24 protein-coding genes are annotated in these 24732 nt (G+C 63.3%); 8 read left to right on the top strand and 16 right to left on the bottom strand.

Translation table 11 applies throughout. The features are described from left to right. Positions 1-215 precede the first annotated feature (215 nt). Both ACOWVD_RS00695 and pqqU read right to left on the bottom strand, forming a co-directional pair. Entirely contained in the window at positions 216-2588 is a 2373-nt protein-coding gene (locus ACOWVD_RS00695; RefSeq protein ID WP_044030922.1) for a glucose/quinate/shikimate family membrane-bound PQQ-dependent dehydrogenase, read from the bottom strand. Positions 2589-2735: 147 nt separating this feature from the next. Further along, complete coding sequence (gene pqqU, locus ACOWVD_RS00700; protein ID WP_421079963.1) at positions 2736-4874, bottom strand: TonB-dependent receptor PqqU; 2139 nt, start codon at positions 4872-4874, stop codon at positions 2736-2738. A 305-nt stretch (positions 4875-5179) separates the two neighbouring features. On the opposite strand from pqqU, the gene ACOWVD_RS00705 reads away from it, so the two are divergent. After that, positions 5180-6169, top strand: coding sequence for an aldo/keto reductase (locus ACOWVD_RS00705; protein ID WP_421105375.1), 990 nt, complete (start codon positions 5180-5182; stop codon positions 6167-6169). On the opposite strand, the gene ACOWVD_RS00710 is transcribed toward ACOWVD_RS00705, so the two are convergent. Further along, positions 6166-7059: a LysR family transcriptional regulator gene (locus ACOWVD_RS00710; RefSeq protein ID WP_016927175.1), complete on the bottom strand. Its 894-nt coding sequence runs from the start codon at positions 7057-7059 to the stop codon at positions 6166-6168. The genes ACOWVD_RS00705 and ACOWVD_RS00710 overlap by 4 nt on opposite strands. Before the next feature lie 173 nt (positions 7060-7232). On the opposite strand from ACOWVD_RS00710, the gene ACOWVD_RS00715 reads away from it, so the two are divergent. Then, the gene (locus tag ACOWVD_RS00715; RefSeq protein ID WP_016927176.1) at positions 7233-7628 is read left to right on the top strand and encodes a (R)-mandelonitrile lyase; all 396 of its coding nucleotides are present in this window, start codon (positions 7233-7235) and stop codon (positions 7626-7628) included. 6 nt (positions 7629-7634) lie between these two features. Here ACOWVD_RS00715 and ACOWVD_RS00720 read toward each other — a convergent pair whose 3' ends face one another. The 3 genes from ACOWVD_RS00720 to gabD all read right to left on the bottom strand — a co-directional run bounded on the left by ACOWVD_RS00720 (position 7635) and on the right by gabD (position 10005). After that, positions 7635-8003 (bottom strand): glyoxalase/bleomycin resistance/extradiol dioxygenase family protein, encoded by a 369-nt coding sequence (locus tag ACOWVD_RS00720; RefSeq protein ID WP_025159860.1) that lies wholly within the window; start codon positions 8001-8003, stop codon positions 7635-7637. Positions 8004-8025: 22 nt separating this feature from the next. Beyond that, entirely contained in the window at positions 8026-8439 is a 414-nt protein-coding gene (locus ACOWVD_RS00725; RefSeq protein WP_016927177.1) for a GyrI-like domain-containing protein, read from the bottom strand. A gap of 90 nt (positions 8440-8529) precedes the next feature. Further along, entirely contained in the window at positions 8530-10005 is a 1476-nt protein-coding gene (gene gabD, locus ACOWVD_RS00730; RefSeq protein WP_015378365.1) for an NADP-dependent succinate-semialdehyde dehydrogenase, read from the bottom strand. A 211-nt stretch (positions 10006-10216) separates the two neighbouring features. On the opposite strand from gabD, the gene ACOWVD_RS00735 reads away from it, so the two are divergent. Next, positions 10217-10432, top strand: coding sequence for a glycogen synthase (locus ACOWVD_RS00735; RefSeq protein WP_004935234.1), 216 nt, complete (start codon positions 10217-10219; stop codon positions 10430-10432). 37 nt (positions 10433-10469) lie between these two features. Here the strand turns inward: ACOWVD_RS00735 and ACOWVD_RS00740 are convergent, their stop codons facing one another. Further along, on the bottom strand, positions 10470-11384 hold the full coding sequence (locus ACOWVD_RS00740; protein WP_421105376.1) for a pyridoxamine 5'-phosphate oxidase family protein: 915 nt from the start codon (positions 11382-11384) through the stop codon (positions 10470-10472). A 4-nt stretch (positions 11385-11388) separates the two neighbouring features. Further along, positions 11389-12006, bottom strand: a complete 618-nt coding sequence (locus ACOWVD_RS00745; RefSeq protein WP_049240733.1) for a glutathione S-transferase family protein — start codon at positions 12004-12006, stop codon at positions 11389-11391. Positions 12007-12104: 98 nt separating this feature from the next. Between ACOWVD_RS00745 and ACOWVD_RS00750 the strand changes: the two genes are divergently transcribed. From ACOWVD_RS00750 to ACOWVD_RS00770, 5 genes are all read left to right on the top strand, one after another. Continuing rightward, a complete protein-coding gene (locus tag ACOWVD_RS00750; protein WP_049240732.1) occupies positions 12105-13016 on the top strand; it encodes a LysR family transcriptional regulator in 912 nt (303 codons plus the stop codon). Positions 13017-13163: 147 nt separating this feature from the next. Beyond that, a complete protein-coding gene (locus ACOWVD_RS00755) occupies positions 13164-13961 on the top strand; it encodes an alpha/beta hydrolase (RefSeq protein WP_406887426.1) in 798 nt (265 codons plus the stop codon). A gap of 1 nt (position 13962) precedes the next feature. Then, positions 13963-14334, top strand: a complete 372-nt coding sequence (locus ACOWVD_RS00760) for a RidA family protein (RefSeq protein WP_021505797.1) — start codon at positions 13963-13965, stop codon at positions 14332-14334. A 58-nt stretch (positions 14335-14392) separates the two neighbouring features. Then, positions 14393-15580: an aromatic amino acid transaminase gene (locus ACOWVD_RS00765; protein ID WP_049240728.1), complete on the top strand. Its 1188-nt coding sequence runs from the start codon at positions 14393-14395 to the stop codon at positions 15578-15580. Positions 15581-15600: 20 nt separating this feature from the next. Beyond that, entirely contained in the window at positions 15601-16998 is a 1398-nt protein-coding gene (locus tag ACOWVD_RS00770) for an amino acid permease (protein WP_021505795.1), read from the top strand. A gap of 37 nt (positions 16999-17035) precedes the next feature. Here the strand turns inward: ACOWVD_RS00770 and paaY are convergent, their stop codons facing one another. The 8 genes from paaY to paaF form a co-directional block, all read right to left on the bottom strand. Continuing rightward, a complete protein-coding gene (paaY, locus tag ACOWVD_RS00775; RefSeq protein ID WP_004935205.1) occupies positions 17036-17632 on the bottom strand; it encodes a phenylacetic acid degradation protein PaaY in 597 nt (198 codons plus the stop codon). A gap of 12 nt (positions 17633-17644) precedes the next feature. Further along, positions 17645-18583, bottom strand: coding sequence for a phenylacetic acid degradation operon negative regulatory protein PaaX (paaX, locus tag ACOWVD_RS00780; protein WP_049240727.1), 939 nt, complete (start codon positions 18581-18583; stop codon positions 17645-17647). 78 nt (positions 18584-18661) lie between these two features. Continuing rightward, entirely contained in the window at positions 18662-19969 is a 1308-nt protein-coding gene (gene paaK / locus ACOWVD_RS00785; RefSeq protein ID WP_004935199.1) for a phenylacetate--CoA ligase PaaK, read from the bottom strand. A gap of 15 nt (positions 19970-19984) precedes the next feature. Then, on the bottom strand, positions 19985-21190 hold the full coding sequence (pcaF, locus tag ACOWVD_RS00790; RefSeq protein WP_164095705.1) for a 3-oxoadipyl-CoA thiolase: 1206 nt from the start codon (positions 21188-21190) through the stop codon (positions 19985-19987). Beyond that, a complete protein-coding gene (gene paaI, locus ACOWVD_RS00795) occupies positions 21187-21627 on the bottom strand; it encodes a hydroxyphenylacetyl-CoA thioesterase PaaI (protein ID WP_033639965.1) in 441 nt (146 codons plus the stop codon). Before paaI ends, pcaF begins: the two co-directional genes overlap by 4 nt. Then, a complete protein-coding gene (locus tag ACOWVD_RS00800) occupies positions 21624-23156 on the bottom strand; it encodes a 3-hydroxyacyl-CoA dehydrogenase (RefSeq protein ID WP_421079965.1) in 1533 nt (510 codons plus the stop codon). Before ACOWVD_RS00800 ends, paaI begins: the two co-directional genes overlap by 4 nt. Before the next feature lie 2 nt (positions 23157-23158). Next, positions 23159-23950, bottom strand: a complete 792-nt coding sequence (gene paaG / locus ACOWVD_RS00805; protein WP_171454301.1) for a 2-(1,2-epoxy-1,2-dihydrophenyl)acetyl-CoA isomerase PaaG — start codon at positions 23948-23950, stop codon at positions 23159-23161. Positions 23951-23953: 3 nt separating this feature from the next. Continuing rightward, entirely contained in the window at positions 23954-24727 is a 774-nt protein-coding gene (paaF, locus tag ACOWVD_RS00810) for a 2,3-dehydroadipyl-CoA hydratase PaaF (protein ID WP_197763444.1), read from the bottom strand. Between the last annotated feature and the right edge of the window lie 5 nt (positions 24728-24732).

The raw sequence follows: 24732 nt of genomic DNA on the forward strand, positions 1-24732 counted from the left end.
ATAGGGCCGCCCGAAGGCGGCCGATCGTTGTATTGCCCATTAAGCTGGAGAGGATCGCAGCCGCTGACGGGGCCGCAGAGGTATAATATTGCGAATGATAACCATTATCAATAATGCGAGTAAAAAAATTAAGGGTATTGCGAGGGGACAGCCGGCGGGCGGGAAAAGAAAAAGCACGTCTTGCGGCGTGCTTTGCGGGGTACTAACGGCGGTGGTTACTTCTGATCGGGCAGAGCGTAAGCGACCACGTAGTCGCCCAGCTTGGTGCCGAAGGAACCGTGGCCGCCGGCGTAGATCAGCACGTACTGCTTGCCGTTGACCTCATAGGTCATCGGCGTCGCCTGGCCGCCGGCCGGCAAGCGCGCTTCCCACAGTTTTTCACCGTTGGTCACGCTGAAGGCGCGCAGGTAGTTGTCTGCGGTGGCGCCGATGAAGAACACGTTACCGGCGGTGGTCACCGGGCCGCCCAGCATTGGCATGCCCATTTTGAACGGCAACGGCAGCGGTGAGCTGTCGCGCACGGTGCCGATGCGTTTTTTCCACACGATGTCGTTGGTTTTCAGATCCACGGCGGAAATGTAACCCCAGGCCGGCTGTTTGCACGGCAGGCCGAACGGCGACAGGAACGGGTTCAGGGTAACGCCGAACGGCACGCCATACTGCGGCTGTACGCCGGACTCGGTGCCGCTGCCGCCTTTGTCGCCTTCCGGCGGCTCAATCGGGTTGCCTGGGCCGCGCGGGATCAGTTTGGAGACGAACGGCAGCGCGATCGGGTTGGCGATGGCGATTTCGCGATCGGTATCGACGGCCAGGCCGCCCCATTCGAACATGCCCAGGTTACCCGGGAACACCAGCGTGCCCTGCTCGGAAGGCGGGGTGAAGGTGCCTTCATAACGCAGGCTGTGGAACATCACGCGGCAGACCAGCTGATCATAGATGGTCGCGCCCCACATGTCGGCGCCGGTCAGTTTCTTCTCAGGACGGAAGGTCAACTCGGAGAACGGCTGGGTCGGCGACAGGCGATCGCCTTTGGCCGGGCCCTGCGGTACCGGTTTCTCCGGCGCCGGCACCACCAGTTCGCCGTTGGTGCGGTTCAGCACGAAGATGTTGCCGGTTTTGGTCGGCACATAGATCACCGGCACTTTTTTACCGCTCTTGTCGGTAATGTCCGCCAGGGTCGGCTGCGCCGGCACGTCCATATCCCACAGGTCATGGTGGACCGTCTGATAGAACCAGGCCAGTTTGCCGGTGGAGGCGTTCAGCGCCAGCAGGCCGCTGGCGTAGCGTTCCATTTCCGGGGTGCGATCGCCGCCCCAGATGTCCGGAGTGGAAACGCCCATCGGCAGGTAAACGATATCCAGCTTGGCGTCATAGGCGGCAGGCGCCCAGGAGTTCGGCGAGTTAGGCACGAAGTGGTGCTCGTCCGCCGGGATGGCGTTCGGATCCTTCGCGCCCGGATCGAAGGCCCACAGCAGCTTGCCGCTGTTGATGTCGAAGCCGCGGATCACGCCGGAAGGCTCGCGGTTGGAGTAGTTGTCGGTCACGGCGCCGGCGATGACGATCACTTTATCGGTGATCACCGGCGGCGAGGTCGGCTCGTAGTGGCCCGGCGTCGCATACGGCATATTGCTCTGCAGGTTCAGCTCACCGTTGTTGGCGAAGTCCGGGCATGGTTTGCCGGTTTCGGCGTCCAGCGCGAACAGACGGCCGTCGTTGACCGGCAGAATGATGCGGCGTGCGCACATCGCCGGTGCGGCATCGCCGGCAGCGCCTGCGGCTGCGGCGGTTTCGTGGTAAGACACGCCGCGGCAGGTGATGTGCTGGAAAGTTGGGTTGTATTTCAGCTGCGGATCAAACTTCCACTTTTCTTTACCGGTGGCGGCATCCAGCGCAAACAGCTTCTGGTGCGGCGTACACATGTAAAGGGTATCGCGGATTTTGATCGGCGTGACTTCGTTGGTGATCTCACCCGGATCGTTGGCGGTCTTCAGATCGCCGGTCTGGAAACGCCAGGCTTCTTGCAGCTGGCCAACGTTTTTGTCGTTGATCTGGCTCAGCGGCGAGTAACGGGTGCCTTCCTGGGTGCGGCCATAGGCCGGCCAGTCGGCACCGGTGGCGTCTTTCGGCTGTACCTGCGCGGCGTCGAGCGTGCCGTTGATCTCTTGCGGATCGTTGAACACGGCATAGGCCAACGCGATGACGGTGATCGCCAGCGCCGCGCTCAGCGCGCCGTAGGCGAATTTGCCGTTGGCCACCAGCTTGCGGTAGATAAACGGCAACACCAGCCACAGGCCGAAGAAGAAGGTGACGTCCAGGCGCGGCGTCAGCGCCCAGAAGTCCGGGCCCACTTCCCACAGGGCCCAAATGGTGGTGCCCAGCAGGAATACCGCGTACAGCAGCAGCGCGGTGGCGCGGCGGCGGAACAGCAGCCAGGAGGTCGCCAGCAGCACCAGCCCGGCGATGATGTAATACAGCGAACCGCCCAACTTGGCCAGCCAGATGCCGCCGCCGAGCAGATAAAGCCCGCTCAGCGCGGCAAACAGCGCCGTTATGACGATAAGCGGCGATAGTGACGCTTTATTTTGCATAGCAATACCCTTACCAAAAATGAAAGTCCCCGATTTAGAGATTAAGCCAAATCGGAAAAAACACGCGGTTTCTCCCTATTATTTCAGCGAGAAGCCGCTAGGGTGACGTAAAACCCATCCCTTTTTTTAACCTTAAGGTGCTTTGCCTTATTCAAAGCGATAAGACAAGGTGGCGCCGCCACCCCAGTTGCGCCCCGGCGCCGGCTCGAAGTAGCGGCCGTTGCCTTCGTTGACGATCACCGAACCGACGTATCGGCGATCGAAAACATTGTCCACCCGGCTGAACACGTCCAGCGCCCAGCGGTTCCAGGTAAAGCGATAACCGGCGTTTACGCCGGCCACGGTGTAAGCGGGAGCCTGCGCGCTGTTGGCGTCATTGGCCTGAATGTCGCTCATGTAGCGCAGCTCCGCGCCGGCGTGCCAGCCTTCCGGCGGGGCATAGGCCAGCGAGGCGTAGCCCATGTTGCGGGCGATGCCCGGCAGGCGATTGCCGGCGGGGGTACAAACGGCTTTGCCGCACATATCGCTGCGGTAGGTGGCGTCCAGCAGCGTCCAGGTCATATGCAGACGCCAGTCCAGCGCAAACTCCTGATCCAGCGCCAGCTCCAGGCCGCGCCGCCGGGTTTTGCCGGCGTTGGCGTAACTGGTGCGCCCACCGCTGCTTTCCGCCACCACCAGCTCGTTGTCGGTATCGGTCTGGAACAGGGCGGCGCTCACCAGGCCGTTGCCGAGGCGCAGTTTGCTGCCCAGTTCGACGGTGTCGCTGGTGGACGGCTGCAGGCCGATGTTCAGGCCGGCCTGGCCGTCGGGGCGGTAGGAGAGTTCGTTGATGGTCGGGGTTTCAAAGCCGCGGCCGGCGGAGAGATAAACGTTCCACGCCGGATTGATTTTATAGTTGAGCGAACCCATCGGCAGCCACTGGTGGTAGCGTTTGCTGCCGCTGTCGTCGCCGTTGCGCGGCGTGATGTAGTAGTCGGTCGAGTCGAAGCTGACCGTGCTGTAGCGCAGGCCGGCGTCCAGCGTCCAGTGCGGCGTCAGTTGCCAGGAGGTTTGCAGGTAAGGATCCAGGTTCCAGATGCGGTTTTTCTCGTTGCGCCGCTGGTCGCCTTTCTCGCCGTAGTCCACTGTGCCGTCTCGCAGAATAAAGTTTTCAAACCCCTGCCGGCGTTCGGTCATGGTTTCATAATCCAGACCGCCGATCAGTGTTACCGGTAACGAGGCGAGAGTATCCTCATGCTTCCAGCGAGTGTCAATGCCCTGATATTTTCTTTCCAGCACGATCACCCCGCCGGCGTGGGTAGGGTTGAGCTGCGGCCCGCGTGGAATGGATTGGTACTGCGTGGTGTGGCGCTCGCCGTGGTAGGCGGTCAGCGTCAGTTCGTCGCGCTCGCTCATCTGGCGCTGATAGCGCAGGCCGGCCTGGGTCTGATCGAGCGACTTGCGGGTGTTGTATTGATCCGCGCGCGGCGCCTGGCGCGGGTTTTCCTTCCATTCCGCTTCGGTCAGGCCGCCCGGATCGCCGGCGTCAATCGAGACGCTGTTGAACATCAGCGTCAGGGTGCTGACGTCGTCCAGCCGCACGCCGAGCTTGCCGTTGCCGAGGTTTTTGCGCGCGGCGCTGTGATCGCGATAGCCCTGAGTAGTGAAGCGGGTTCCCGATATAGCATAGTTGACGTCGCCGGCCTGGGTGCCGTCGCCGGTGGCGCCGGTCGCTTTCACCCCGTAGCGCCAGGTGTTGTCGCTGCCGAAATAGCCGCCGGCCTCCAGCGTCGGCGGCTGGGTGCCGGTAATCGTATCAACATTGATCACCCCGCCCGAGGCGTTGCCATATAGAGCGGAATAGGGGCCGCGCAGCACCTCGATGCGCTCGACGGAATTGATGTCGATATTGGAGGTTTGCCCCTGGCCGTCGGGCATGGTGGCGGGAATGCCGTCGACGTACATGCGCACCCCGCGCACGCCGAACATCGAGCGGCTGCCGAACCCGCGTATCGACAGCTGCAGATCCTGCGCATAGTTTTGCCGGTTTTGAAGCTGCAGGCCCGGCACGCTGCCGAGGTTTTCCGACAGGTTAATCTGCGGGGCGGCGTTGCGCAGGTCTTGCCCGTCGATCACGCTGACGGACACCGGCGATCCCAGCTCGGTCAATCCGATGGGTTGCGCCATCACCACCAGGGTGTCGCTTTTCTCTTCATTATTTTCTGCCGCCAGCGCCTGGCTGGCAAACATGGGTTGTAGCAATAGCATTGCAGCCGGGGTAAGCACGGCGCTTTTCTTATTGGTCATGGAATAAATCTGCCACTGGTATTGAAAGGGAATCGCAGGTCGATTCAGAGTTAGCCATCTGTCGCTCCATCTACATGACGCTAAACGAAAAGGGTAAGGCATCCTGACATCAGTATAGAGTATCTCGGGCAGGAACGTTCCCGCAAAAACGCTGGTCCCAGCAACGGTTAACGGATTCATGAGCCTGGTTCATAAGCTCAAGCGTATTTCGCCCCATAGTCATGGCGGCAGTCGCGTTTTACAGTCATCACACCGGAACGGCGCCGCGTCAGGCGGGGCCGGTATCAATCAGTGGGGGAGTGAAGATGCAAACACGCAAATTGGGGCGCGAAGGGCTGGAAGTCTCGGCGTTGGGGTTGGGCTGTATGGGACTGAGCTTTGGCTACGGCCCGGCCACCGATAAACGGCAGGCGATCGATCTGATCCGCGCCGCGGTCGACGAAGGCGTGACGTTCTTCGATACCGCGGAGATTTACGGTCCGTTCACGAACGAGGAATTGTTGGGCGAAGCGCTGGCGCCGGTGCGCGATCGGGTCGTCATCGCCACCAAGTTCGGTTTCGACTTGCCGCAGCCGGCGGGGCAACAGGTGTTGAACAGCCGTCCGGAGCATATTCGCCGGGCGGTGGAAGGTTCGTTGAAGCGCCTGCGGGTAGAGACGATCGATTTGCTGTATCAACATCGCGTCGATCCCGAAGTGCCTATCGAGGAGGTGGCCGGTACGGTGCAGCAACTGATTCGCGAAGGGAAAGTGAAGTACTTCGGCTTGTCGGAAGCCGGAGCGCAAACCATCCGGCGAGCCCATGCGGTGCAGCCGATTACGGCGCTGCAAAGCGAATATTCGCTATGGTGGCGCGAGCCGGAGCGTGAAATCTTGCCGACGCTGGCGGAACTGGGCATCGGTCTGGTGCCGTTCAGCCCGCTCGGCAAGGGCTTTCTCACCGGCGCCATCACCGAAGACATCGCCTTTGACAGCGGCGATTTTCGCAACCTGGTGCCGCGCTTCAGCGCCGAAGCGCGCCGGGCCAATCAGGCGCTGGTGAGCGTGCTGGGGCAGATAGCGCAGCGCAAGGGCGTGACGTCGGCGCAGATCGCCTTGGCCTGGCTGTTGGCGCAACAGCCGTGGATCGTGCCAATCCCGGGAACCACCAAGCGTCATCGGCTGCAAGAGAACCTCGCGGCGGCGTCGGTGGTGTTGGCGGCGGACGAACTGGGCGAGATTGAGCGCGCGCTCTCCGCTATCGACGTGATCGGCGATCGTTACCCGGCGCATCTGCAGAAAAACGTCGGGCGTTAAGCCCCGCGCCGCAACGCCTCAATCAGCAGCGCAAAGGCGGTGGTGTGTTGCCTGCGGCTTGGATAATAGAGGTAATAACCGGGAAACGGCGGGCACCAGTCGTCCAGCGCCATCTGCAACCGCCCGTCGGCCAACGGCTCGGCGACGCTGTCTTCCGGCACAAAGGCGATACCGAGGCCGAGCTGCGCAGCGTCGATCCGCTGGCGCAGGCTGTTGAAGGTCAGTTGCCCCTCCACACGTACTTTGATCTCCCGGCCATCGCGGGCAAATTCCCAGGCGTACAGCCCGCCGAGGGTGGGCAAACGCATGTTGATGCAACGGTGGTTTTGCAATGCCTGCGGCGTGGCGGGGAGGCCGTGACGGGCGAAATAGGCGGGTGAGGCGACGGCCACCATGCGCATGTCCGGCCCGATGCGCACCGCGATCATGTCCTTCGCCACCTGTTCCCCCAGCCGGATGCCGGCGTCGAAACGCCCGACGACGATGTCGGCCAGACTATTGTCGACGGTGATTTCCACGTTGATGTCCGGGTAATCGATGAGGAAAGTGCGCAGCACCGGCCACAGCACCGCATCCACCGCATGTTCGCCGGCGGTAATGCGGATGTTGCCGGCCGGGCGATCGCGCATTTCACCCAGCGCGTTCAGCGCGTTTTCTATCTCCGCAAAGCGCGGACCGATGCTGTTGAGCAGCCGCTCACCGGCCTCGGTAGGGGCGACACTGCGGGTGGTGCGCGTGAGCAAGCGCAGCGCCAGGCGCTCTTCCAGCCCGCGTATAGCGTGGCTGAGCGCCGATTGGGAAACGCCAAGCTGCGCCGCCGCTTTGGTGAAGCTGCGTTCTCTGGCCACCATCAGGAAAGCGATCAGGTCGTTAACGTTTTCTTTCAACATATCGGCACCGAAGAGCAAGGTTAGGGCGCGGCCGCGCGTAGATTTATGAATTTAGCTCATAGCTCCTTGCGCATTTTACCCGCTAGTCGGCGGAAAAGCATGGCGCTATCTTGGCATCACTCACTTATGACTATCAGCGCCGGTTGTGAGAGCCGGCGCGGAGGATAAAACAGATGAAAATACAACGCAGCGGTTCGATCCCATCACAGCGCGGTTCGGCGGATTATTTTACCGGGCAGGTGCGCATCGACGCGCCGTTCGCCGGCGAAGCGCCGGCCAGAGTGGGCGGCGCAACCGTCACCTTTGAGCCCGGCGCCCGCACGGCCTGGCATACGCATCCGCTCGGCCAGACGCTGATCGTCACTCAGGGGCGCGGTTGGATCCAGATGTGGGGCGAGGCCACGCAGGAAATGCACCCCGGCGATATCGTCTGGATCCCGGCTGGCGTCAAACACTGGCACGGTGCGACGCCGGACACCGCCATGACTCATATCGCCATCGCCGAAGCGCTGGACGGCACTCCGGTGACCTGGCTGGAGCCGGTCAGCGAGGCGGAGTACCGGCAATAACGGCGCTCAGGACCTGCGGTTCTGTTCGCAGAACCGCAGGCGGTTGCCGAACGGATCGGTGAGGTTCAGTTCCTTGCCCCAATCGACAATCTCCAGGCCCGGCCGTGCATAGCGGTAGTTTTTGGCCGTGAGCTCCCGGTGCAGCGCATCGATGTCCTGCATCGGAATGAAAATGGCGGCGCCGGGCGTGCTGTCGCCGTAGTGTTCGCTCAGGTGCAGCGTCAGCCCGGCGCGGGCAATCTGCATGTACAGCGGCAGGTCTTCGCTGAAACGGTGCTCCCATTCCAGCGTGAAACCGAGAAAATCCAGGTAAAACTCTTTGGCCTTGTCGACCGAAAAGATACGCAGGATCGGAATGGCGGGCGAGAAGGCGATCATCGTTGACCTCATTGTCGCGTTAGCGGCAGCCGATGTGGATATCGACCGCGTCGGGGCCGGTATAGGCTTCGAAGTCGGTCAGGAAGCGGCGTTCGATCTCAGGGTGTTGTTCGAAGTAGGCCCAGATGCGCTGCCAGCTTGCGATGACCGCCGCCGGCATCGCGCCACGGGCGGGGAAGACCAGATAGCGGCCGGGTTGGATGTGTAAACCGCTCTGTGCCTCACTGCCGGCGGTGACGTCAAACGGCCCGCTGGCGTCGGAAGCGTAATTGGAATAGACCCCGTATACCGGCAGGGCGGGTGAGGTAGCGAAAAAATCCGACCACAGCGCGGGAATCTTTGCCGTTTCGGCTTGGGTTTCGTTCTGGTTGGTGGTTCTGACTGTTTGGCCGGCGACGTAAAAGCCGGGCAGATGTACCGAGATGGGCCGCATAGAGACAATCCCTTTTAACCGCACAAAGATGCCTAACCTAAAGATAGCAAACGCCAGACAGAACCCCCGCAGGTGCGGGGGCCGAACGCATCAGGCATCCACGCCGCCAAGGCATAGGTATTTGATTTCGAGATAGTCCTCGATGCCGTACTTCGATCCTTCGCGGCCCAAACCGGAGTGTTTCATGCCGCCGAACGGCGCCACCTCGGTGGAAATCAACCCTTCGTTGATGCCGACAATGCCGTACTCCAGCGCTTCGGCCACGCGCATCACTCGGCCGATGTCGCGGCTGTAGAAGTAAGCGGCCAGGCCGAACGGCGTGTCGTTGGCCAGTTCGACGGCGTCGGCCTCCTGGCTGAAGCGGATCAGGGGCGCCACCGGGCCGAACGTCTCCTCGCGGAAGATTTTCGCCGTGCGCGGCACATCGGTCAGGATGGTCGGGGTGAAGAAATTGCCGCCCAGCGCGTCAGGCTTGCCCCCCAGCAGCACCGAGGCGCCGTGCTCGACGGCGTCGGCGATATGCTCGCGCACTTTTTCCACCGCGTCCGGGTTAATCAACGGGCCGATGGTGACGCCGTCATCCAGGCCGTTGCCGACTTTCAGCTTGGCGACGGCGGCTTTCAGTTTGGCGGCGAAAGCATCGTATACGCCGTCCTGCACCAGAAAACGGTTGGTGCAGACGCAGGTCTGGCCGGCGTTGCGGTATTTCGAGGCGACCGCGCCGGCCACGGCGGCGTCCAGATCGGCGTCGTCAAACACGATAAACGGCGCGTTGCCGCCCAGCTCCATGCTGGTTTTCTTGATGGTGGGCGCACACTGGGCCAGCAGCTGCGCACCGACTTCGGTGCTGCCGGTGAAGGAGAGTTTACGCACGTCCGGGTTGGCGGTGAGTTCGCCGCCGATGCCTTTGCTGGGGCCTGTTATCACGTTGCATACCCCGGCGGGCAGCCCGGCGCGCTCCGCCAGCACGGCGATCGCCAGCGCCGAGAACGGGGTCTGGCTGGCGGGGCGGATCACCCCGGTGCAGCCTGCGGCCCAGCCGGGGCCGGCTTTGCGGGTGATCATCGCCGCCGGGAAGTTCCACGGGGTGATGGCGGCGAACACGCCGATCGGCTCTTTTTGCACGATGATGCGGCGACCGGCCTGGGGCTGTGGAATGGTGTCGCCATACACCCGTTTGCCTTCCTCGGCGAACCATTCGATAAAGGAGGCGGCATAGGCGATTTCACCGCGGCTTTCGGCCAGCGGTTTGCCCTGTTCCGCCGTCATGATGCGCGCCAGATCTTCCTGATTTTCCATCATCAATTCAAACAGCCGGCGCAGCTTGCCGGCGCGCTCTTTGGCGGTCAACGCGCGCCAGGCGGGCAGCGCTTTTTTGGCGGCGGCGATGGCGCGTGCGGTTTCTTCGGCGCCGAAGGCCGGTACGTGGCCGATCCGTTCGCCGTTGGCGGGATTATGAATGGCGATCGAACGGCCTTCCTGGGCCGGCAACCATTGCCCGTCGATGTAGTTGGCCTCGCGGAACAGCGTGGGATCCTTGAGGGTAGCGCAGATACTGGTGCTCATGAGTCTCTTCCTTTGCTGAGTTCAACAGAGTGGTCTATCCCATACGGCTACCCTTTACCCTAGCAAATTTTGCCGCCGCCGTTTGCCCACGCGGCAACAAGATGGTGGTTTTCTTTATGCGCACCTTCTGTACAAAAAATATCCTTTGCCGGGCCGATACTAAAAGAGCAGGCATATGACCCTTTTCGATGTAATTAAAAGGAGTGTGCGAATGATGAAATCAGTGGACAGACATCTCGCGGCCTACGGCAGCGAAATGGATTTTTTGGCGTCGAGCATCGCTCTGATGGAATGGCAAGGGCGGCAGATTGACGCCGGGCAGGTGGCCGGCAATATGTCGGAGCAGCAAAGCCGCCTGTTCTTTGCGCGGTTGAATTATTTTCGTCAGCTTTATCAGGCCGCATCGGCGGCCGAACACAGCCTGTAATTTCCGAACCAGCCCCGCCGCAGCGGGGCTTTTCATTTCAGCGCTGCCACACCCCGGTCGCGAGCGTCGCCGGCGAATACTCCAGATTACGCCCCCGCCACGGCAACGCCGCCGTAAAACGCCAGGCGCGGCGCACGTCAAACCGCCAATAGCGTTCTGCGCCTTCAACGCCGAGATGCCCCTCCGCTTGCCAGAGGATCTGCGTTTCCCCCTGCAGATGCAGCACGTCACCGCGTTCAAAATCGATGAGCAGCAGCGCCGCCCGCGGTTCGGCCAGCAGATTGCCCAGCGTGTTCATATAGCGGTTACCGCGAAAGTCCGGCATCCACAGCGTGTCACCTTCCAGGTGGATAAAGCCGGGGCGGCCGCCGCGATGGGAAATATCGACGCCGCCCTGCGCCAGTGCCAGGTGCGCGCAGCTGGCAACGAAGCTGGTATCCGCGGTGCGGATCAGCGCCTGCGCCGCCGCATCCAGCGAGGCTAAATGCTCAACCGGCTGTGGCCGGCTGTCCACCGGGTAGAGTTCGCGGCGCTGAATGTACTGCGGGCAGTTACCGAAGCTTTGCTGAACGACGATCTCCACCCGGTTTTTGTCGGTGCGGCCGACGGTGCCGTTGGCGCGGTTGCGCCGCCGGTTGCTGAAATCCAGCCCGAGCGCGCCGACCGGTTTGCCGGGCAGCAACAGCGCCTGGGCGGGATCGTCGCTGCGACGCGGTGCGCTGATACGCAGGTGCGTGTCGTCCGGCGTGCGTAAAAATCCGGGCGGGCCGGTGAACAGGGTGGCGATCGGCCAGCCTTGTTCATCCAGCGTGGCGACGAACAGGTAGGGCAGCGCGGCGAAAAACGCGCGGTGCTGATCCGGCATCGCAGGGTAGATGCCACCGCCTACGCCGCCAAACCCGGCCAGCGTCTGCGCGCGCAGCTCATCGGGATGGAACAGTTGCGGGATCATGGCGTCAGCTCCCCGCCGGTTCCGGCAGGGCCGGCATGGCAAAGAAGCCGGGCAGTGCAGCGATGCGCGCCGCCCAGCGACGTATCGCAGGGTAAGGCGACAGCGAAATGCCGCCTTCGGCCGCGACCGCCACGTAGCTGTGGCAGGCCAGATCGGCGATGGTCGGGTGTTCGCTGGCCAGGTAGTCGCGTTCGCTCAGGTGCTGTTCCATCTGCGGCAGGAAACGATCGCTGACCGCCCGCGCCGTCTGATAATCCTCCGGCACGGCGAATTGGGCGATCAGTCGGCAGGCCGCCGGGCCGTAGCGGACTTCACCGGCGGCTTTGGAAAGCCAGGCCTGCACTCGCGCCGCCGCCGCCGGCTGTTCCGGCAGCCAGTGGCTGTCCGGCGCATAGCGCTTCACCAGATAGACCAGAATGGCGTTGCTGTCGGCCAGCGTCAGATCGCCATCCTGCAAGACCGGGATCTGGCCTAACGGGTTCAGCCGGCGAAAGGCTGCGCTCTGCCGTACGTCCGTTGAGGCTTCGACCCATGCATAGGGCAGCGCCAGCATGCGCAGCAGCAACGCCACGCGATGAACGTGGCCGGAAAGCGGGGTGCCGTAGAGTGTGATGGTGGACATGGCGTTTCTCCTCAGTGCTTTTTGTCAGCATACTCTTGCGTTGAACGAGCGAAATCCGGCAATGTGGAAATTGATAATTTCACTTTTCGGAAGAATCTATGGATCGGCTAGACGAGTTGGCCATCTTCGTGGCGGTGGTGCAGCAGGGCAGCCTGGCGGCGGCCGGGCGCAAGCTGCGGCGTTCGGCGCCGGCGGTCACCCGGGCGATCGCCGCATTGGAACAGCGTTTCGGCACCCGATTGGTGGAGCGCACGACCCGGCGGCTGGCGCCTACCGAAGCGGGCGCGCGGCTATTGGAGCGTGCGCAACAGCTGCTGCAGGATTATCAGGCGGTGGTGCAGGATACCGCCGAAGCACAGCTGAGCGGCTTGCTGCGCGTTACTTCGCCGGTGCAGTTCGGCCGCCGCTACGTGGCGCCGGTGGTGATGGCGTTTCTCGATGACTACCCGCAGATGCAGATCGAAATGGTGTTGAACGATCGCAATCTCGACCTGATTGACGAAGGGTTGGATATCGCGGTGCGCATCGGTCATCTGCAGGATTCTTCCCGCGTGGCGCGGCGGCTGGGGCAGGTCAGCCGGGTGACGGTCGCCAGCCCGGATTACCTGGCGCGCTGCGGTGAACCGCGATCGCCGGCGCAGCTGGCGGAGCATGCCACCATCGTCGGCACCCAGCGGCCGTCGCTGCGCGAATGGCGCTTCGGCCCGCAGGAAAACGGCGAGCGCGTGCGATTGACTCCCCGGCTGTTGCTCAACGACGTGGAAGCGCAACTGCTGGCGGTGCGCGCCGGCAAGGGCGTCGCCCGGTTGCTCTCGTATCAGGTGGCGGACGATTTGGCCGCCGGTACGCTGGTGCGGCTGTTGACGGATCATGAGCCGTTGCCGATGCCGGTACAGCTGGTGGCGCAGCAGGCGCAGCACATGCCGCTGAAGGTGCGCGCCTTTTGGGATTATGCATTTGAACGGCTCAGCGCCTTGCCGCAAATTCAGCCGGACGGGCGGGGGAAATAAGCGCAAAAAGTTTCATGGGTTAAACTTTTTCATTATTCATCAGGTTTTATTTTACCGGGCGCGCATTGCTGACGCGCCCGTCTTGACAATAATCTTGCCGGTGCTAATAGTTAATTTACATTTTAAATAATAAACGAAGTTTAATATATGAAACCACTTGCGGGGAGTTATGATAACGGCGCCACGGTGGATAATGAAGCGGCTATTTTGACTTCATTTCAAACTCGCAGCGCGGCTATTTATAAACAGACGCGCCATGAAAATAATATTGCTTATGGCAACGGCGAACGCGAAACATTTGATTGGCTCTATTCTGCAAAGCGGCATCAGGGGACGTTAATTTTTATTCACGGCGGCTATTGGCAATTCTGCGATAAGGCGGATTTCGCCTTTATCGCCGCCGGGCCGCTGGCGTTGGGTTTTGACGTGGTGTTGGTGGAATATGCGCTGGCGCCGGCGGTGGATCTCGACGAAATATGCCGACAGATCGGGGTGGCGCTGGATGCCATTCAGCGCCGCCTGCCGCCGCACTATGCCCATCCGGTTTATCTGTGCGGCCATTCCGCCGGCGGGCAGCTGGCGGCGTTCTGGCAGCAGCATGCGTTGGTGGATGCCGTCTTTCCCATCAGCGGCCTGTTCGAGCTGGCGCCGTTGCAACAAAGCTATGTTAATCGGGCGCTGCAGCTGAGCGCGCGGCAAATTGAAACGCTCAGCCCGGCACGCCGCCTGCCGACGCGCGGCAAACCGCTTACGCTGTATTACGGCGCATTGGAACTGCCGGAACTGAGAGGCCAGTCGCAACACTATCATGCGGCGCTGCGCCAACGCGGGCTGCCGGCCGATCTGGTCGCGGTGCCCGGCGCCAATCATTTTACCATTCTGGATGCGTTGTTCGCCGCCGACGGCGCGCTGCTTCACCAACTTAACCACCACGGGAACCACTGACATGCGCGAGATCGTAGAGACCGGGCTGCCGGAGATCGGCCAGCCTTTTTCCTGGGCCACCCGGGGCGGCGGCATGCTGTTTACCGCTCACGGCCCGGTGCGGGCGGACGGCAGCATCGACACCGGCGCGCCGGAGCGACAGATTACGCTGACCTTCGATAATCTGGCGCAGACGCTGAAGGCGGCGGGCAGCCACAGCGATAAGGTGCTGCAGGTGATCGTGTATCTCACCGACGTCAACGACGTTAAATGTCTCGATGATATTTACCGGAAATACTTTAATTATCCTTATCCCAATCGCTCCACGGTCATCGTCGAAAAATTGGTGGTGCCGGGAATGAAAATAGAAATTACCGTCAGCGCCATCGCCTGATTTAATTTCTTCTTAAGTCAACCTTCATATTAATTCAATAACGAGTTAAGGATGCGTCATGTTTAAACAGATTGCACCTTCCGCCGCCGATCCTATTATGTCGCTGATGGAAGCCTATTTGCAGGATCCCAATCCGAAAAAAGTGAATTTAGGCATTGGGCTGTATTACGACCGACAGGGGAATATTCCGCTGATGCAGGCGGTTGAGGCCGCCGAGCAGCGGCTGCTGGCGCTGCGTTGCCCGCACGGTTATCCGCCGATCGAAGGTTCGCCGCAGTTCGCTCGCCAGGTGCAGTCGCTGCTGTTCGGTGAGCAACAGGCGGCCGAGATCGCCACGGTGCAGACCGTCGGCGGTTCCGGCGCATTGAAGCTGGCGGCGGATTTTTTGCGCCACTTTCTGGCGCGCGGTGAAATTTGGGTGTCCGATCCCACCTGGGCCAATCACTGGGCGATTTTCGAAGGCGCCGGGCTGCGGGTGAATACCTATCCCTACTTTGATGAAGCGGCGGGCGGCCTGCGTTTCGCCGCCATGCTCGACGCATTGGACAGCCTGCCGCCCGGCAGCGTAGTCCTGCTGCATCCTTGCTGCCATAACCCGACCGGCACCGATCTGACGGCGGAGCAGTGGCGCGCCACGCTCGCCGTGCTGCAGCGGCGTAACCTGCTGCCGCTGTTCGACATCGCCTATCAGGGCTTCGGCGATGGGCTGGAGGAGGACTGCTTTGCATTGCGCGAAGCGCTGAAAACCGATCTGCCGTTTTTGGTCTGCAACTCGTTTTCCAAAAACGTCGCGCTGTACGGCCAGCGTCTGGGCGCGCTGTCGGTGCGCTGCGCCGACGCGGAAAATGCCGCCAACGTCAAAGGGGCGTTAAAAACGCTGATCCGCCGCAGCTACTCCTGCCCGCCGACGCACGGCAGCCAGATTGTGGAAACCCTGCTCGGCGACGCCGAACTCGGCGAGCTTTGGCGCAATGAGCTGGCGGAAATGCGCTCGCGCATCAAGCAAATGCGTGAACAGCTGGCCGCCGGGCTGGCGCAGGGCGGCTCTTCGCTGGATCACCGGCGCATACGCGATCAGCGCGGCATGTTCAGCTATACCGGCCTGAACGAAGCGCAACTGCAGACCCTGCGGCAGCGCTACGCCATCTATCTGGTCTCGCCCGGCCGCATGTGTCTGCCGGGGCTTAACCCCGGCAACATCGACTATGTGACCGCCGCGATCCTCGACGTCACTCGCACCGCCTAACTCCGCTCGGGAACCCAGCCATGCCACAGATGAATGATTTTGAGCATATCGCCCGCCGTCAGGGTGGGTTGAACAAGCATCTTACCGCCGGGCAGATGTCGATGCTGGCGATTGGCGGCGCCATCGGCACCGGGCTGTTTCTCGGCAGCGCCTACGCCATTCAGATGGCGGGGCCGTCGGTATTGCTGAGCTACCTGATCGGCGGCGTCATTGCGCTGCTGCTGATGGGCAGCCTGGCGGAAATGACCTCCGAACACCCGACGCCCGGCTCGTTCGGCGACTACGCCGAATTCTATCTCGGCCCGCTGTTCGGTTTTCTGGTGCGTTATTCTTATTGGTCCTGCGTGGTGCTGGCGGTGGGCACCGAAGTCACCGCCATCGGCATGTACATGCAGTTCTGGTTCCCGGCGACGCCGACCTGGCCGTGGGTGCTGCTGTTCTCGGCGGCGGTGATCGTCGTTAACGTGATCGGCGTGAAGTCGTTCGGCCAGGTGGAATACGCGCTGTCCACCGTCAAAGTAACGGCGATCGTGGCGTTTATTCTGATCGGCATCGGCATTCTGGCGTTCTCGGGCAACCCGGCCTATGGCCTGCGCAACCTGACCGCCGGCGGCTTTATGCCGTTTGGCGTCAAGGGCATGTGGTTTGCGGTGATCGTGTCCATCTTCAGCTACCTGAGCATTGAGATGATCGCGGTGGCCGCCGGCGAGGCGAAAAATCCGGTGATTGCGGTGAAGGCGGCGTTCAAGGGCACCATCGTGCGGCTGTTCATCTTCTACATGCTGTCGATTGCCCTAATGTTGGCCATCGTGCCCTGGCGGCAGTCCGGCACCGGCGAAAGCCCGTTCCTGATGGCGATGAACGTGATCCATTTGCCCGCCGCCGCCGGTATTTTCAACTTTATCGTGCTGGTGGCGGCGCTGTCGGCGATGAACAGCCAGCTGTACATCACCACCCGCATGATGTTCTCGCTGTCGCGCGCCGGGCAAGCGCCGGCGGCGCTGGGGCGCGTCAGCCGGCGCGGCATTCCGGTCAATGCGCTGGCGATGTCGTGCATCGGCATCGTGGTGTCCATCGTCCTGAGCCTGGTGGCGCCGGAAACCTCGTTCGCCGCCATGATGTCTATTTCGGTGTATGGCGCCTGTTTTACCTGGCTGATGATTTTTGTCACCCACCTGTTTTTCCGCCGCCGGCATCGGCAGACTCACCTGAAGTTCCGCATGTGGGGGTTCCCCTATACCACCTTGCTGGGCGCCGGGCTGATGACGGCGCTAATGATCTCGACGGCGTTTACCGAATTCTTCCGCATGACGCTGTGGTTCGGTATTCCGTTCACTCTGCTGCTGGTGGTGGCTTATCACTTCCAGAGCCGCCGCGCGGCTGCGCCGTCGCCGCTCAAGGCGCCGGAAGTGGAGTAATGCGGGAAGGGGCTGAGGCGCACCTCAGCCCTGGGGATTAAAGCTGGCTTTTCGGGATCAGGTGATCGCCGAAGCTCAGGCGCTGGCGGCCCGGTTCGATCTCGGTCAGCGGCGCCACTTCGTGCAGCGAGGATTTGCAGCGCTGCACCAGATCCTGATACTCGCGGGTGCCGGCAATCTTCCAGGCCAGCTCCTGTTCGGTCAGATCGCGCAGCACGCGCGCCGGGCTGCCTACCACCAGCTTGTTGGCTTCGATCGTCGCCGCGGCTTTGACGAACGCCATCGCGCCGACGATGGTGTTCTCGCCGATCTCCGCGCCGTCCATCACCACCGCGTTCATGCCCACCATCGCGTTGCGGCGAATGCGGCAGCCGTGCAGGATGGCACCGTGGCCGATATGGCCGTCTTCTTCCACCACCGTGTCCTGCTGCGGGAAGCCGTGCATTACGCAGTTGTCCTGAATGTTGGCGCCGTCGCAGATCACCAGGCGGCCAAAATCGCCGCGCAGGCTGGCGTTCGGGCCGATATACACGTGTTTGCCGACGATCACGTCACCGATCAGCACCGCCGTCGGGTGCACGTAACTGCTGGGGTCAACGACCGGCGTCAGGCCGTCAATCTGATACACAGGCATAGCGTGAGTTCCTTAATATGTAGGGTCGCGCGGCAGGCCGCCGAAGCGCCGATAGTAACCGGCGGCCGGCGCGGGCAGGGCGCCGATGGTGGTCTCCGCCAGCGCGCTGACGTACTCCGTCGCGGCGCGATCGACCTGCTGGTAGAGATTGATGCACAGGTTGCGGGCGATTTGGCCCTCCCACTGCGCGGGCAGCAGCGCGTCCGGCAGCAGCGGATCTTTCAACACCACGCGACGGAAGAAGTGAATCAATAATAGCTTAATCTGGAAACAGCGCAGCGGCGTCAGCGCCGCCGGGTCGACTTCGCGCAGCAGCGCCATCAGCGGCCGGAAAGAGACGATAAACTCATGATAACCGGCCGCCACCTCGCTCAATGACCAGCAGTCGGCCACCAGTTTCTGCAGCGTTTGCTCGGAGCGGTTGTAGGGGTAATCGGCGCGGAAGTAGATCACCTGCTCGCTGGCGTTCAATTCGCCGAGCAGCGCCGTCACGTCGGTTTGCGCATGGGTGGGGGCGGCCATCAGGTTGTTGGCGATCTGCCCGAACCCGAGCCAGCCCAGCTCTTTTTTCAGCCGCGCGCGCGCGCTTTTTTCGGCGCATTCCAGCAGCAGCAGCTCCCACTTGCCGTCCCAGGCGGGCTGCTCGCGCAGATAGATCTTCGATTCGGCGTGGCGGAACTGGCGCATCCCCTGCTCGGTCACGCGGTAGAAGCTGCGGCGGCCGATTCTCTCCACCGCCAGCCACCCCTCTTTCTGCAGGCGGAACACCGAGGTGCGCACGAAACGATCGCCGAAGCCGAAGGCCTCCAGCAGCGCGCTCAGGCTGCCGAGCCACACTTCGCCGCCGCGGTGGCTGAGCGCGTCGCCGTACAGCGAAATGATCAGCGAGGTGCCGCTGATCGGCTGCGCGTCGACGGCGTGGCGAATGAACTCATCCAGTTTATGTTCCATATTTTTCCATGGGTTAGCCTTCGATGAGCCACAACATTAACATAATTTGGGGCGGCGTCATCCGTGACGCCGTGCGCCTCAGCGCGGCCGCAGATCGACCACGCGCTGCGCCTTGCCTTCCGAGCGCGGGATATCGCCGCAGTTGGCGATGCTGACGTCGGTGCTGACGCCCACGATCGATTTGATGTGGTGGCGCAGCTGGTGGCAGATGTCGCAACGCTGTTGGTGGCTGAGGCTGAGCGCCGATTCTTTCAGCTCGACGCGCACCGCCAGCGTGTCCAGGTGCCCGCTGCGGCTGACCTGCAGTTGATAGTGCGGCGACAGCTGCTCGAACTGCATGATCTGTTCTTCCACCTGCGACGGGAAGACGTTGACGCCGCGGATGATCAGCATGTCGTCGGAGCGGCCGGTGATCTTGCCCATGCGGCGCATTTGGCGCGCGTCGCCCGGCAGCAGCCGGGTGAGATCGCGGGTGCGATAGCGGATCACCGGCAGCGCCTCTTTGGTCAGAGTGGTGAACACCAGTTCGCCGTGCTCGCCGTCCGGCAGGGCGACGCCGGTCTCCGGGCAGATGATCTCCGGCAGGAAGTGGTCTTCCCAGATGGTGGGGCCGCCGCCGCTTTCCAGACACTCCATCGCCACGCCCGGCCCCATCACCTCCGACAGGCCATAGATATCCAGCGCCTTGATGCCCATGCGGGATTCGATTTCGTGGCGCAGGGCTTCGGTCCAGGGTTCGGCGCCGAACACGCCGAGCCGCAGCGAACAGCCGCGCGCGTCGCCGCCCATCTTGCGCTCCAGTTCGTCGATTAGCGTCAGGCAATAGGACGGCGTCACCATGATGATGTCGGGTTTGAAGTCGAGGATCAGCTGCGCCTGGCGTTCCGTCTGCCCGCCGGACATCGGGATCACCGTCGCGCCGAGCCGCTCCGCGCCGTAGTGCGCGCCCAGGCCGCCGGTGAACAGGCCGTAGCCGTAGGCGACGTGCACCTTGTCTTTGGCGGTGGCGCCGCCGGCGCGCAGGCAGCGGGCGACGATATCGGCCCAGTTATCGATGTCGCGCTGGGTGTAGCCCACCACCGTCGGGCGGCCGGTGGTGCCCGAGGAGGCGTGGATGCGCACCACCTGTTCCATCGGCACCGCGAAGGTGTCGAACGGGTAGTTGTCGCGCAGATCCTGCTTGGTGGTGTAGGGGAAGCGCGCCAGATCGCTCAGCTGCTTAAGATCGTCGGGGTGTACGCCGGCCTGATCGAACTTGCGCTTGTACATCGGCACATTGTCATAGGCGTGGTGCAGCGTCCACTTCAGACGCGCCAACTGCAACGCTTCAATCTCATCGCGCGAGGCGAATTCGATCGTTTCGAGGGGCTGTGGATTTATTGTCATGGTTAGCCTCAGGGGTCAGACACGCTCAATGATCATGGCGATGCCTTGGCCGACGCCGATGCACATGGTGCAAAGCGCGTAGCGGCCGGCTCGCCGTTCCAGTTCAAACAGGGCGGCCAGCGCCAGGCGCGCGCCGCTCATGCCCAGTGGGTGCCCCAGAGCGATCGCGCCGCCGTTGGGGTTAACCTGCGGGGCATCGTCCGGCAGGCCAAGCTGGCGCATCACCGCCAACGCCTGGGCGGCGAACGCTTCGTTCAGTTCGATGACGTCCATCTGCGCCAGGCTCAGCCCGGCGATCTCCAGCACCTTGCGGGTGGCCGGCAGCGGGCCGATGCCCATCAGCCGCGGCTCCACGCCGCAGGTGGCGGTGGCAACGATGCGCGCGCGCGGCGTCAGCCCCTGGCGCACCGCCATTGCTTCGGAGGCGACGATCAGCGCCGCCGCGCCGTCGTTCAGGCCCGAGGCGTTGCCGGCGGTGACGCTGCCGGGCTGACGGAATGGGGTTTTCAGCGCCTGCAGCTGCTCGAAGGTGGTGTCGGCGCGCGGGTGTTCATCCTGGCTGAACAGGGTGACCGCGCCTTTTTTACCGGTGAGGCTGACCGGGGCTATCTCCTGCGCCAGGTGGCCCAGCGCCTGCGCCCGGGCGGCGCGCTGCTGGCTGCGCAGCGCAAAGGCGTCCTGATCGGCGCGGCTGATATTGAACTGCGCCGCGACGTTTTCGGCGGTCTCCGGCATCGAATCGGTGCCGAATTCGGCCTGCATCCGCGGGTTGACGAAGCGCCAGCCGAGGGTGGTGTCGTACAGCTGCGCCTGGCGGCTGAAGGCGCTGTCGGCCTTGCCCATCACCAGCGGCGCTCGGGTCATCGATTCCGCGCCGCCGGCCAGCATCAGCCCGGCGTCGCCGGCTTTGATGCTGCGCGCCGCCATCGCCAGCGCGTCCAGGCCCGAACCGCACAGGCGGTTCACGGTGGTGCCGGAAACGCCGACCGGCAGCCCGGCCAGCAGCAGCGCCATGCGCGCCAGGTTGCGGTTGTCTTCCCCGGCCTGGTTGGCGCAGCCGAGGATCACGTCGTCCAGCTGTGCCCAATCCACCTGCGGATGGCGCTCCAGCAGCACGCGCAGCGGCAGGGCGGCGAGGTCGTCAGCGCGCACCTGCGCCAGCGCGCCGCCGTAGCGGCCGATCGGGGTGCGCACGCCGTCGCAGATAAATGCCTGATTCATGCCTGATCTCCTAAAATGCTGTGGCCAAGGCGGTGCGCGCGGCCGCGAAACCAGGCGACGGTTTTGCCCCGTTGGTTAACGATTTCGACGTCATACAGCCCGGTGGCTTTGCCCTGATGGCGCATCTGCGCGCTGGCGGTGAGGCGATCGCCGGCCAGTGCCGGGCGGACGAAGTCGATGCTGCAGCCGGAGGCCACCGCCGCCAACCCCTGGCTGTTGCAGGCGTAGGCGAAGGCGGTGTCCGCCAGGCTGAACAGTTGGCCGCCGTGGCAGGTTTGGTGGCCGTTGAGCATCTGCGGGCCGACGGTCATGCTGACCTGCGCGTATCCGGCGTCGACGGCGTCGATGTGCATCCCCATCGCCTGAGCGCAGGTATCTTGCTGGAACATCTGTTCGGCGCAGCGCTGAGCCAGCGCGCGCGGCGTATTGGCGTTCATCGTTCGGCTCCTGAGAAAGAGGCGGGGGAAGCGTAGCGGCGCAGCAGCGGCATCGGGCGATAGCGCGCTTCGCCGTAATAGCGTTGCAGGTTTTCCAGCGTCGTCAGAATGTGACGCCAGCCGAGTGCGGCGCCCCAGGCCAGCGGGCCGCGCGGATAGTTGACGCCGCGCAGCATCGCCAGATCGGTATCTTCGGCGCCGGCGACGCCTTTGTTCACCACGTCGAGCGCTTCGTTGGCCAGCATGGCCAGGGTGCGCATCGTCAGCAGGCCGGGATAATCCGGCAGTTGAATGACCTGCTTGCCGAGGGACTGCAGTAGGCGAATCGCGTTGGCATTGTGTTGCGCGCCGTTTTGCGCCGCGCAGCTGATGGTGATGGCGGAGGCATGCGCATAGTCGGCACAGAGATCGAACAGCACCACAGGCGTTCCACGTTCGTCGGCCAGTTGGCCGGCGGTTTTACCATTGGTTAACATCAGTGTAACGTCGTCGATCGTGAGGTACGGGCTGGTCTGGCCAGGTTGTTTGATCGCCCCCGCATTTTCGATCAACAGTTCCGCGAAATCGGCCAGCGAAGACCAGTCGCCGTGCAGCGTGACGCGTTGCGGCGGCGCGGCCTGCGCCGGCGGCGCAAAGGCGATCATCTCTGCGGCGGGGCGTTGCGCGTCGTAGCGGTAGAAGCCGCGGCCGGATTTGCGGCCGAGATGTCCGGCGGCCACCAACTCCTGCTGCACCAGAGAGGGGGTGAAGCGCGGATCCTGGTAGAAGGCCTGATACACCGAGTCGGTCACGGCGTAATTGACGTCCTGGCCGATCAGATCGGTCAACTGCAGCGGGCCCATGGCGAAGCCGCCGGCGTCGCGCATGACTGCATCCAGGGTGGCCGCGTCGGCCACCCGTTCTTCCAGCGCGCGCAGGGTTTCGGCGTAGAACGGCCGCGCCACGCGGTTGACGATGAATCCCGGCGTTGAACGGCACACGACGCTTTGCTTACCCCAGCGCTGCGCCAGGGCCTGCAGCGCCGCGAGGGTCTCGGCCCCGGTCTCCAGACCGCTGACGATCTCCACCAGCTTCATCAGTGGCGCCGGGTTGAAGAAGTGCAGCCCGGCCATGCGCGCCGGGTGTTGCAAGGCGCCGGCGATGGCGGTGATCGACAGCGAAGAGGTATTGCTGGCGAACAGCGCCGTGGGCGAGCAGACCGCTTCCAGATCGCGGAACAGGCTCTGCTTAATCGCCAGATTTTCCGCCACCGCTTCAATCACCAGCGTGCAGTCGGCCAGTTGCTCGAGCGAGTCGGCGCGTTCGAGGCGCGCCAGCAGCGCCTCGGTGGCGTTGGCGTCGGCCTTGCCGCCGTCGACCCGCTGCCGCAGGCGGCGAGCGAGTTCGTCGATCGCGCGCTGGGCGGCGGCGGGCGCGATGTCGAACAGCCGTACCGGGTGGCCGGCGGCGGCGGCCACCTGGGCGATGCCGATGCCCATGGTGCCGGCGCCGATCACTGCCACCTGGCCGTTAAGAAGGGGCGCGTTCATGGCTATTTCCCGCTGAAGTTTGGCGTGCGTTTGGCGAAGAACGCGCTGACGCCTTCGCGGTAGTCGTCGCTGCGGCCGCCCAATCGCTGCAGATCGCGCTCCAGATCGAGCTGCTGATCGAGGCTGTTGGTGGCCGAGCTGTAGATGGCTTTCTTGATAAGACCCAGACCGTAAGTCGGCTGGGTGGCCAGATGGCGCGCCAGCGTTTGCGTGCGGTCGGCCAACTCCTCCGCCGATACCACCTGCCAGATCATGCCCCACTCCAGCGCCTGTTGGGCGCTGATTTTGTCACCCAGCAAGGCCATGCCCATGGCGCGGGCGTGGCCGGCCAGCCGCGGCAGGAACCAGCTGCCGCCGGAATCCGGCACCAGCCCCAAACGGCAGAACGACTGAATAAAGCTGGCGTTGTCGGCGGCGATGACGATGTCGCACGCCAGGGCCAGTGCGGCGCCGGCGCCGGCCGCCACGCCGTTGACCGCGCATACCACCGGTTTCGGCAGGGCGGTCAGGCGGCGGATCAGGGGGTTGTAGAAACGTTCGACCGACAGGCCGAGATCCGGCGCCTGTTGATCGGCGCTGACGTTGCGATCGTTGAGATCCTGCCCGGCGCAGAAACCGCGCCCGGCGCCGGCGATCAGCAGGCAGCGCACGCTGTCGTCGCGCTCGGCCTGCGTCAGCGCTTCACTCAACTGGCGATGCATCTCGTCATTAAAGCTGTTGAGCCGATCCGGCCGGTTGAGGGTCAGCGTCAACACGCCGGCGTCGAGATGGCTGAGAATCAATGCGTTATCCATAAATCAGCGCCCCTGATAGTTTGGCGTACGTTTTTCGAAAAAGGCGGCGATGCCTTCGCGGCGATCGTCGGTGGCGGCCAGGGTGACAAATTGCTGACGCTCCATCGCCAGTCCCTGGCTAAGGCCGATTTCCTCGGCCTGTTTCAGCGCCTGTTTGGCGGCGCGCAGCGCCAGCGGCGCCTGGCGGCTGATGCGATCGGCAATCTGCTGCGTGCGCTCCAGCGTCAGGGCATCGACGCATACTTCGCTGATAAGGCCGGCCTGCAGCGCGATGCGGGCGTCGATGGCTTCGCCGGTCAGCACCATCTGGCTGGCGCGCGCCTTGCCGACGCAGCGGATCAGGCGCTGGGTGCCGCCGGCGCCTGGCATCAGGCCGAGGGTGATCTCCGGCAGGCCGAAGCGGGCGCTTTCGCCGCCGATAACGATGTCGCAGGCCAGCGCCAGCTCGCAGCCGGCGCCCAGGGCATAACCGTTCACCGCCGCCAGCAGCGGCTTGCTGAACTGCGCCAGACGTTGCCACAGCTGCGGACGGCTGTCCGCCAGCGCGGCCGGCAGATCCTGTTGTTGCAGTTCGCGCAGATCGGCGCCGGCGGCGAAGAAGCGCGCGGCGCCGGCGATCACCACGGCGCCCACGCCGCTGTCGGCGTCGGCCTGCTCCAGCCGGGCAACCAGCTGTTCCAGGCACGGCGTGCTCAGGGCGTTGCGCGCCTCCGGGCGATGCAGCGTCAGCGTGACCACGCGGTGTTGCTGCTGATGCAAAATAAACGGGGTATCCATCGCGG

This window comes from Serratia sp. SA088, from assembly GCF_049065515.1.
Taxonomy (GTDB): Bacteria; Pseudomonadota; Gammaproteobacteria; order Enterobacterales; family Enterobacteriaceae; genus Serratia; species Serratia nematodiphila.

Bases quoted from the DNA above. Each gene is read 5' to 3' on its own strand.
- ACOWVD_RS00695 (WP_044030922.1), bottom strand. From the start codon at position 2,588: ATGCAAAATAAAGCGTCACTATCGCCGCTTATCGTCATAACGGCGCTG.
- pqqU (WP_421079963.1), bottom strand. From the start codon at position 4,874: ATGACCAATAAGAAAAGCGCCGTGCTTACCCCGGCTGCAATGCTATTG.
- ACOWVD_RS00705 (WP_421105375.1), top strand. From the start codon at position 5,180: ATGCAAACACGCAAATTGGGGCGCGAAGGGCTGGAAGTCTCGGCGTTG.
- ACOWVD_RS00710 (WP_016927175.1), bottom strand. From the start codon at position 7,059: ATGTTGAAAGAAAACGTTAACGACCTGATCGCTTTCCTGATGGTGGCC.
- ACOWVD_RS00715 (WP_016927176.1), top strand. From the start codon at position 7,233: ATGAAAATACAACGCAGCGGTTCGATCCCATCACAGCGCGGTTCGGCG.
- ACOWVD_RS00725 (WP_016927177.1), bottom strand. From the start codon at position 8,439: ATGCGGCCCATCTCGGTACATCTGCCCGGCTTTTACGTCGCCGGCCAA.
- gabD (WP_015378365.1), bottom strand. From the start codon at position 10,005: ATGAGCACCAGTATCTGCGCTACCCTCAAGGATCCCACGCTGTTCCGC.
- ACOWVD_RS00735 (WP_004935234.1), top strand. From the start codon at position 10,217: ATGATGAAATCAGTGGACAGACATCTCGCGGCCTACGGCAGCGAAATG.
- ACOWVD_RS00740 (WP_421105376.1), bottom strand. From the start codon at position 11,384: ATGATCCCGCAACTGTTCCATCCCGATGAGCTGCGCGCGCAGACGCTG.
- ACOWVD_RS00745 (WP_049240733.1), bottom strand. From the start codon at position 12,006: ATGTCCACCATCACACTCTACGGCACCCCGCTTTCCGGCCACGTTCAT.
- ACOWVD_RS00750 (WP_049240732.1), top strand. From the start codon at position 12,105: ATGGATCGGCTAGACGAGTTGGCCATCTTCGTGGCGGTGGTGCAGCAG.
- ACOWVD_RS00755 (WP_406887426.1), top strand. From the start codon at position 13,164: ATGAAACCACTTGCGGGGAGTTATGATAACGGCGCCACGGTGGATAAT.
- ACOWVD_RS00760 (WP_021505797.1), top strand. From the start codon at position 13,963: ATGCGCGAGATCGTAGAGACCGGGCTGCCGGAGATCGGCCAGCCTTTT.
- ACOWVD_RS00765 (WP_049240728.1), top strand. From the start codon at position 14,393: ATGTTTAAACAGATTGCACCTTCCGCCGCCGATCCTATTATGTCGCTG.
- ACOWVD_RS00770 (WP_021505795.1), top strand. From the start codon at position 15,601: ATGCCACAGATGAATGATTTTGAGCATATCGCCCGCCGTCAGGGTGGG.
- paaY (WP_004935205.1), bottom strand. From the start codon at position 17,632: ATGCCTGTGTATCAGATTGACGGCCTGACGCCGGTCGTTGACCCCAGC.
- paaX (WP_049240727.1), bottom strand. From the start codon at position 18,583: ATGGAACATAAACTGGATGAGTTCATTCGCCACGCCGTCGACGCGCAG.
- paaK (WP_004935199.1), bottom strand. From the start codon at position 19,969: ATGACAATAAATCCACAGCCCCTCGAAACGATCGAATTCGCCTCGCGC.
- pcaF (WP_164095705.1), bottom strand. From the start codon at position 21,190: ATGAATCAGGCATTTATCTGCGACGGCGTGCGCACCCCGATCGGCCGC.
- paaI (WP_033639965.1), bottom strand. From the start codon at position 21,627: ATGAACGCCAATACGCCGCGCGCGCTGGCTCAGCGCTGCGCCGAACAG.
- ACOWVD_RS00800 (WP_421079965.1), bottom strand. From the start codon at position 23,156: ATGAACGCGCCCCTTCTTAACGGCCAGGTGGCAGTGATCGGCGCCGGC.
- paaG (WP_171454301.1), bottom strand. From the start codon at position 23,950: ATGGATAACGCATTGATTCTCAGCCATCTCGACGCCGGCGTGTTGACG.
- paaF (WP_197763444.1), bottom strand. From the start codon at position 24,727: ATGGATACCCCGTTTATTTTGCATCAGCAGCAACACCGCGTGGTCACG.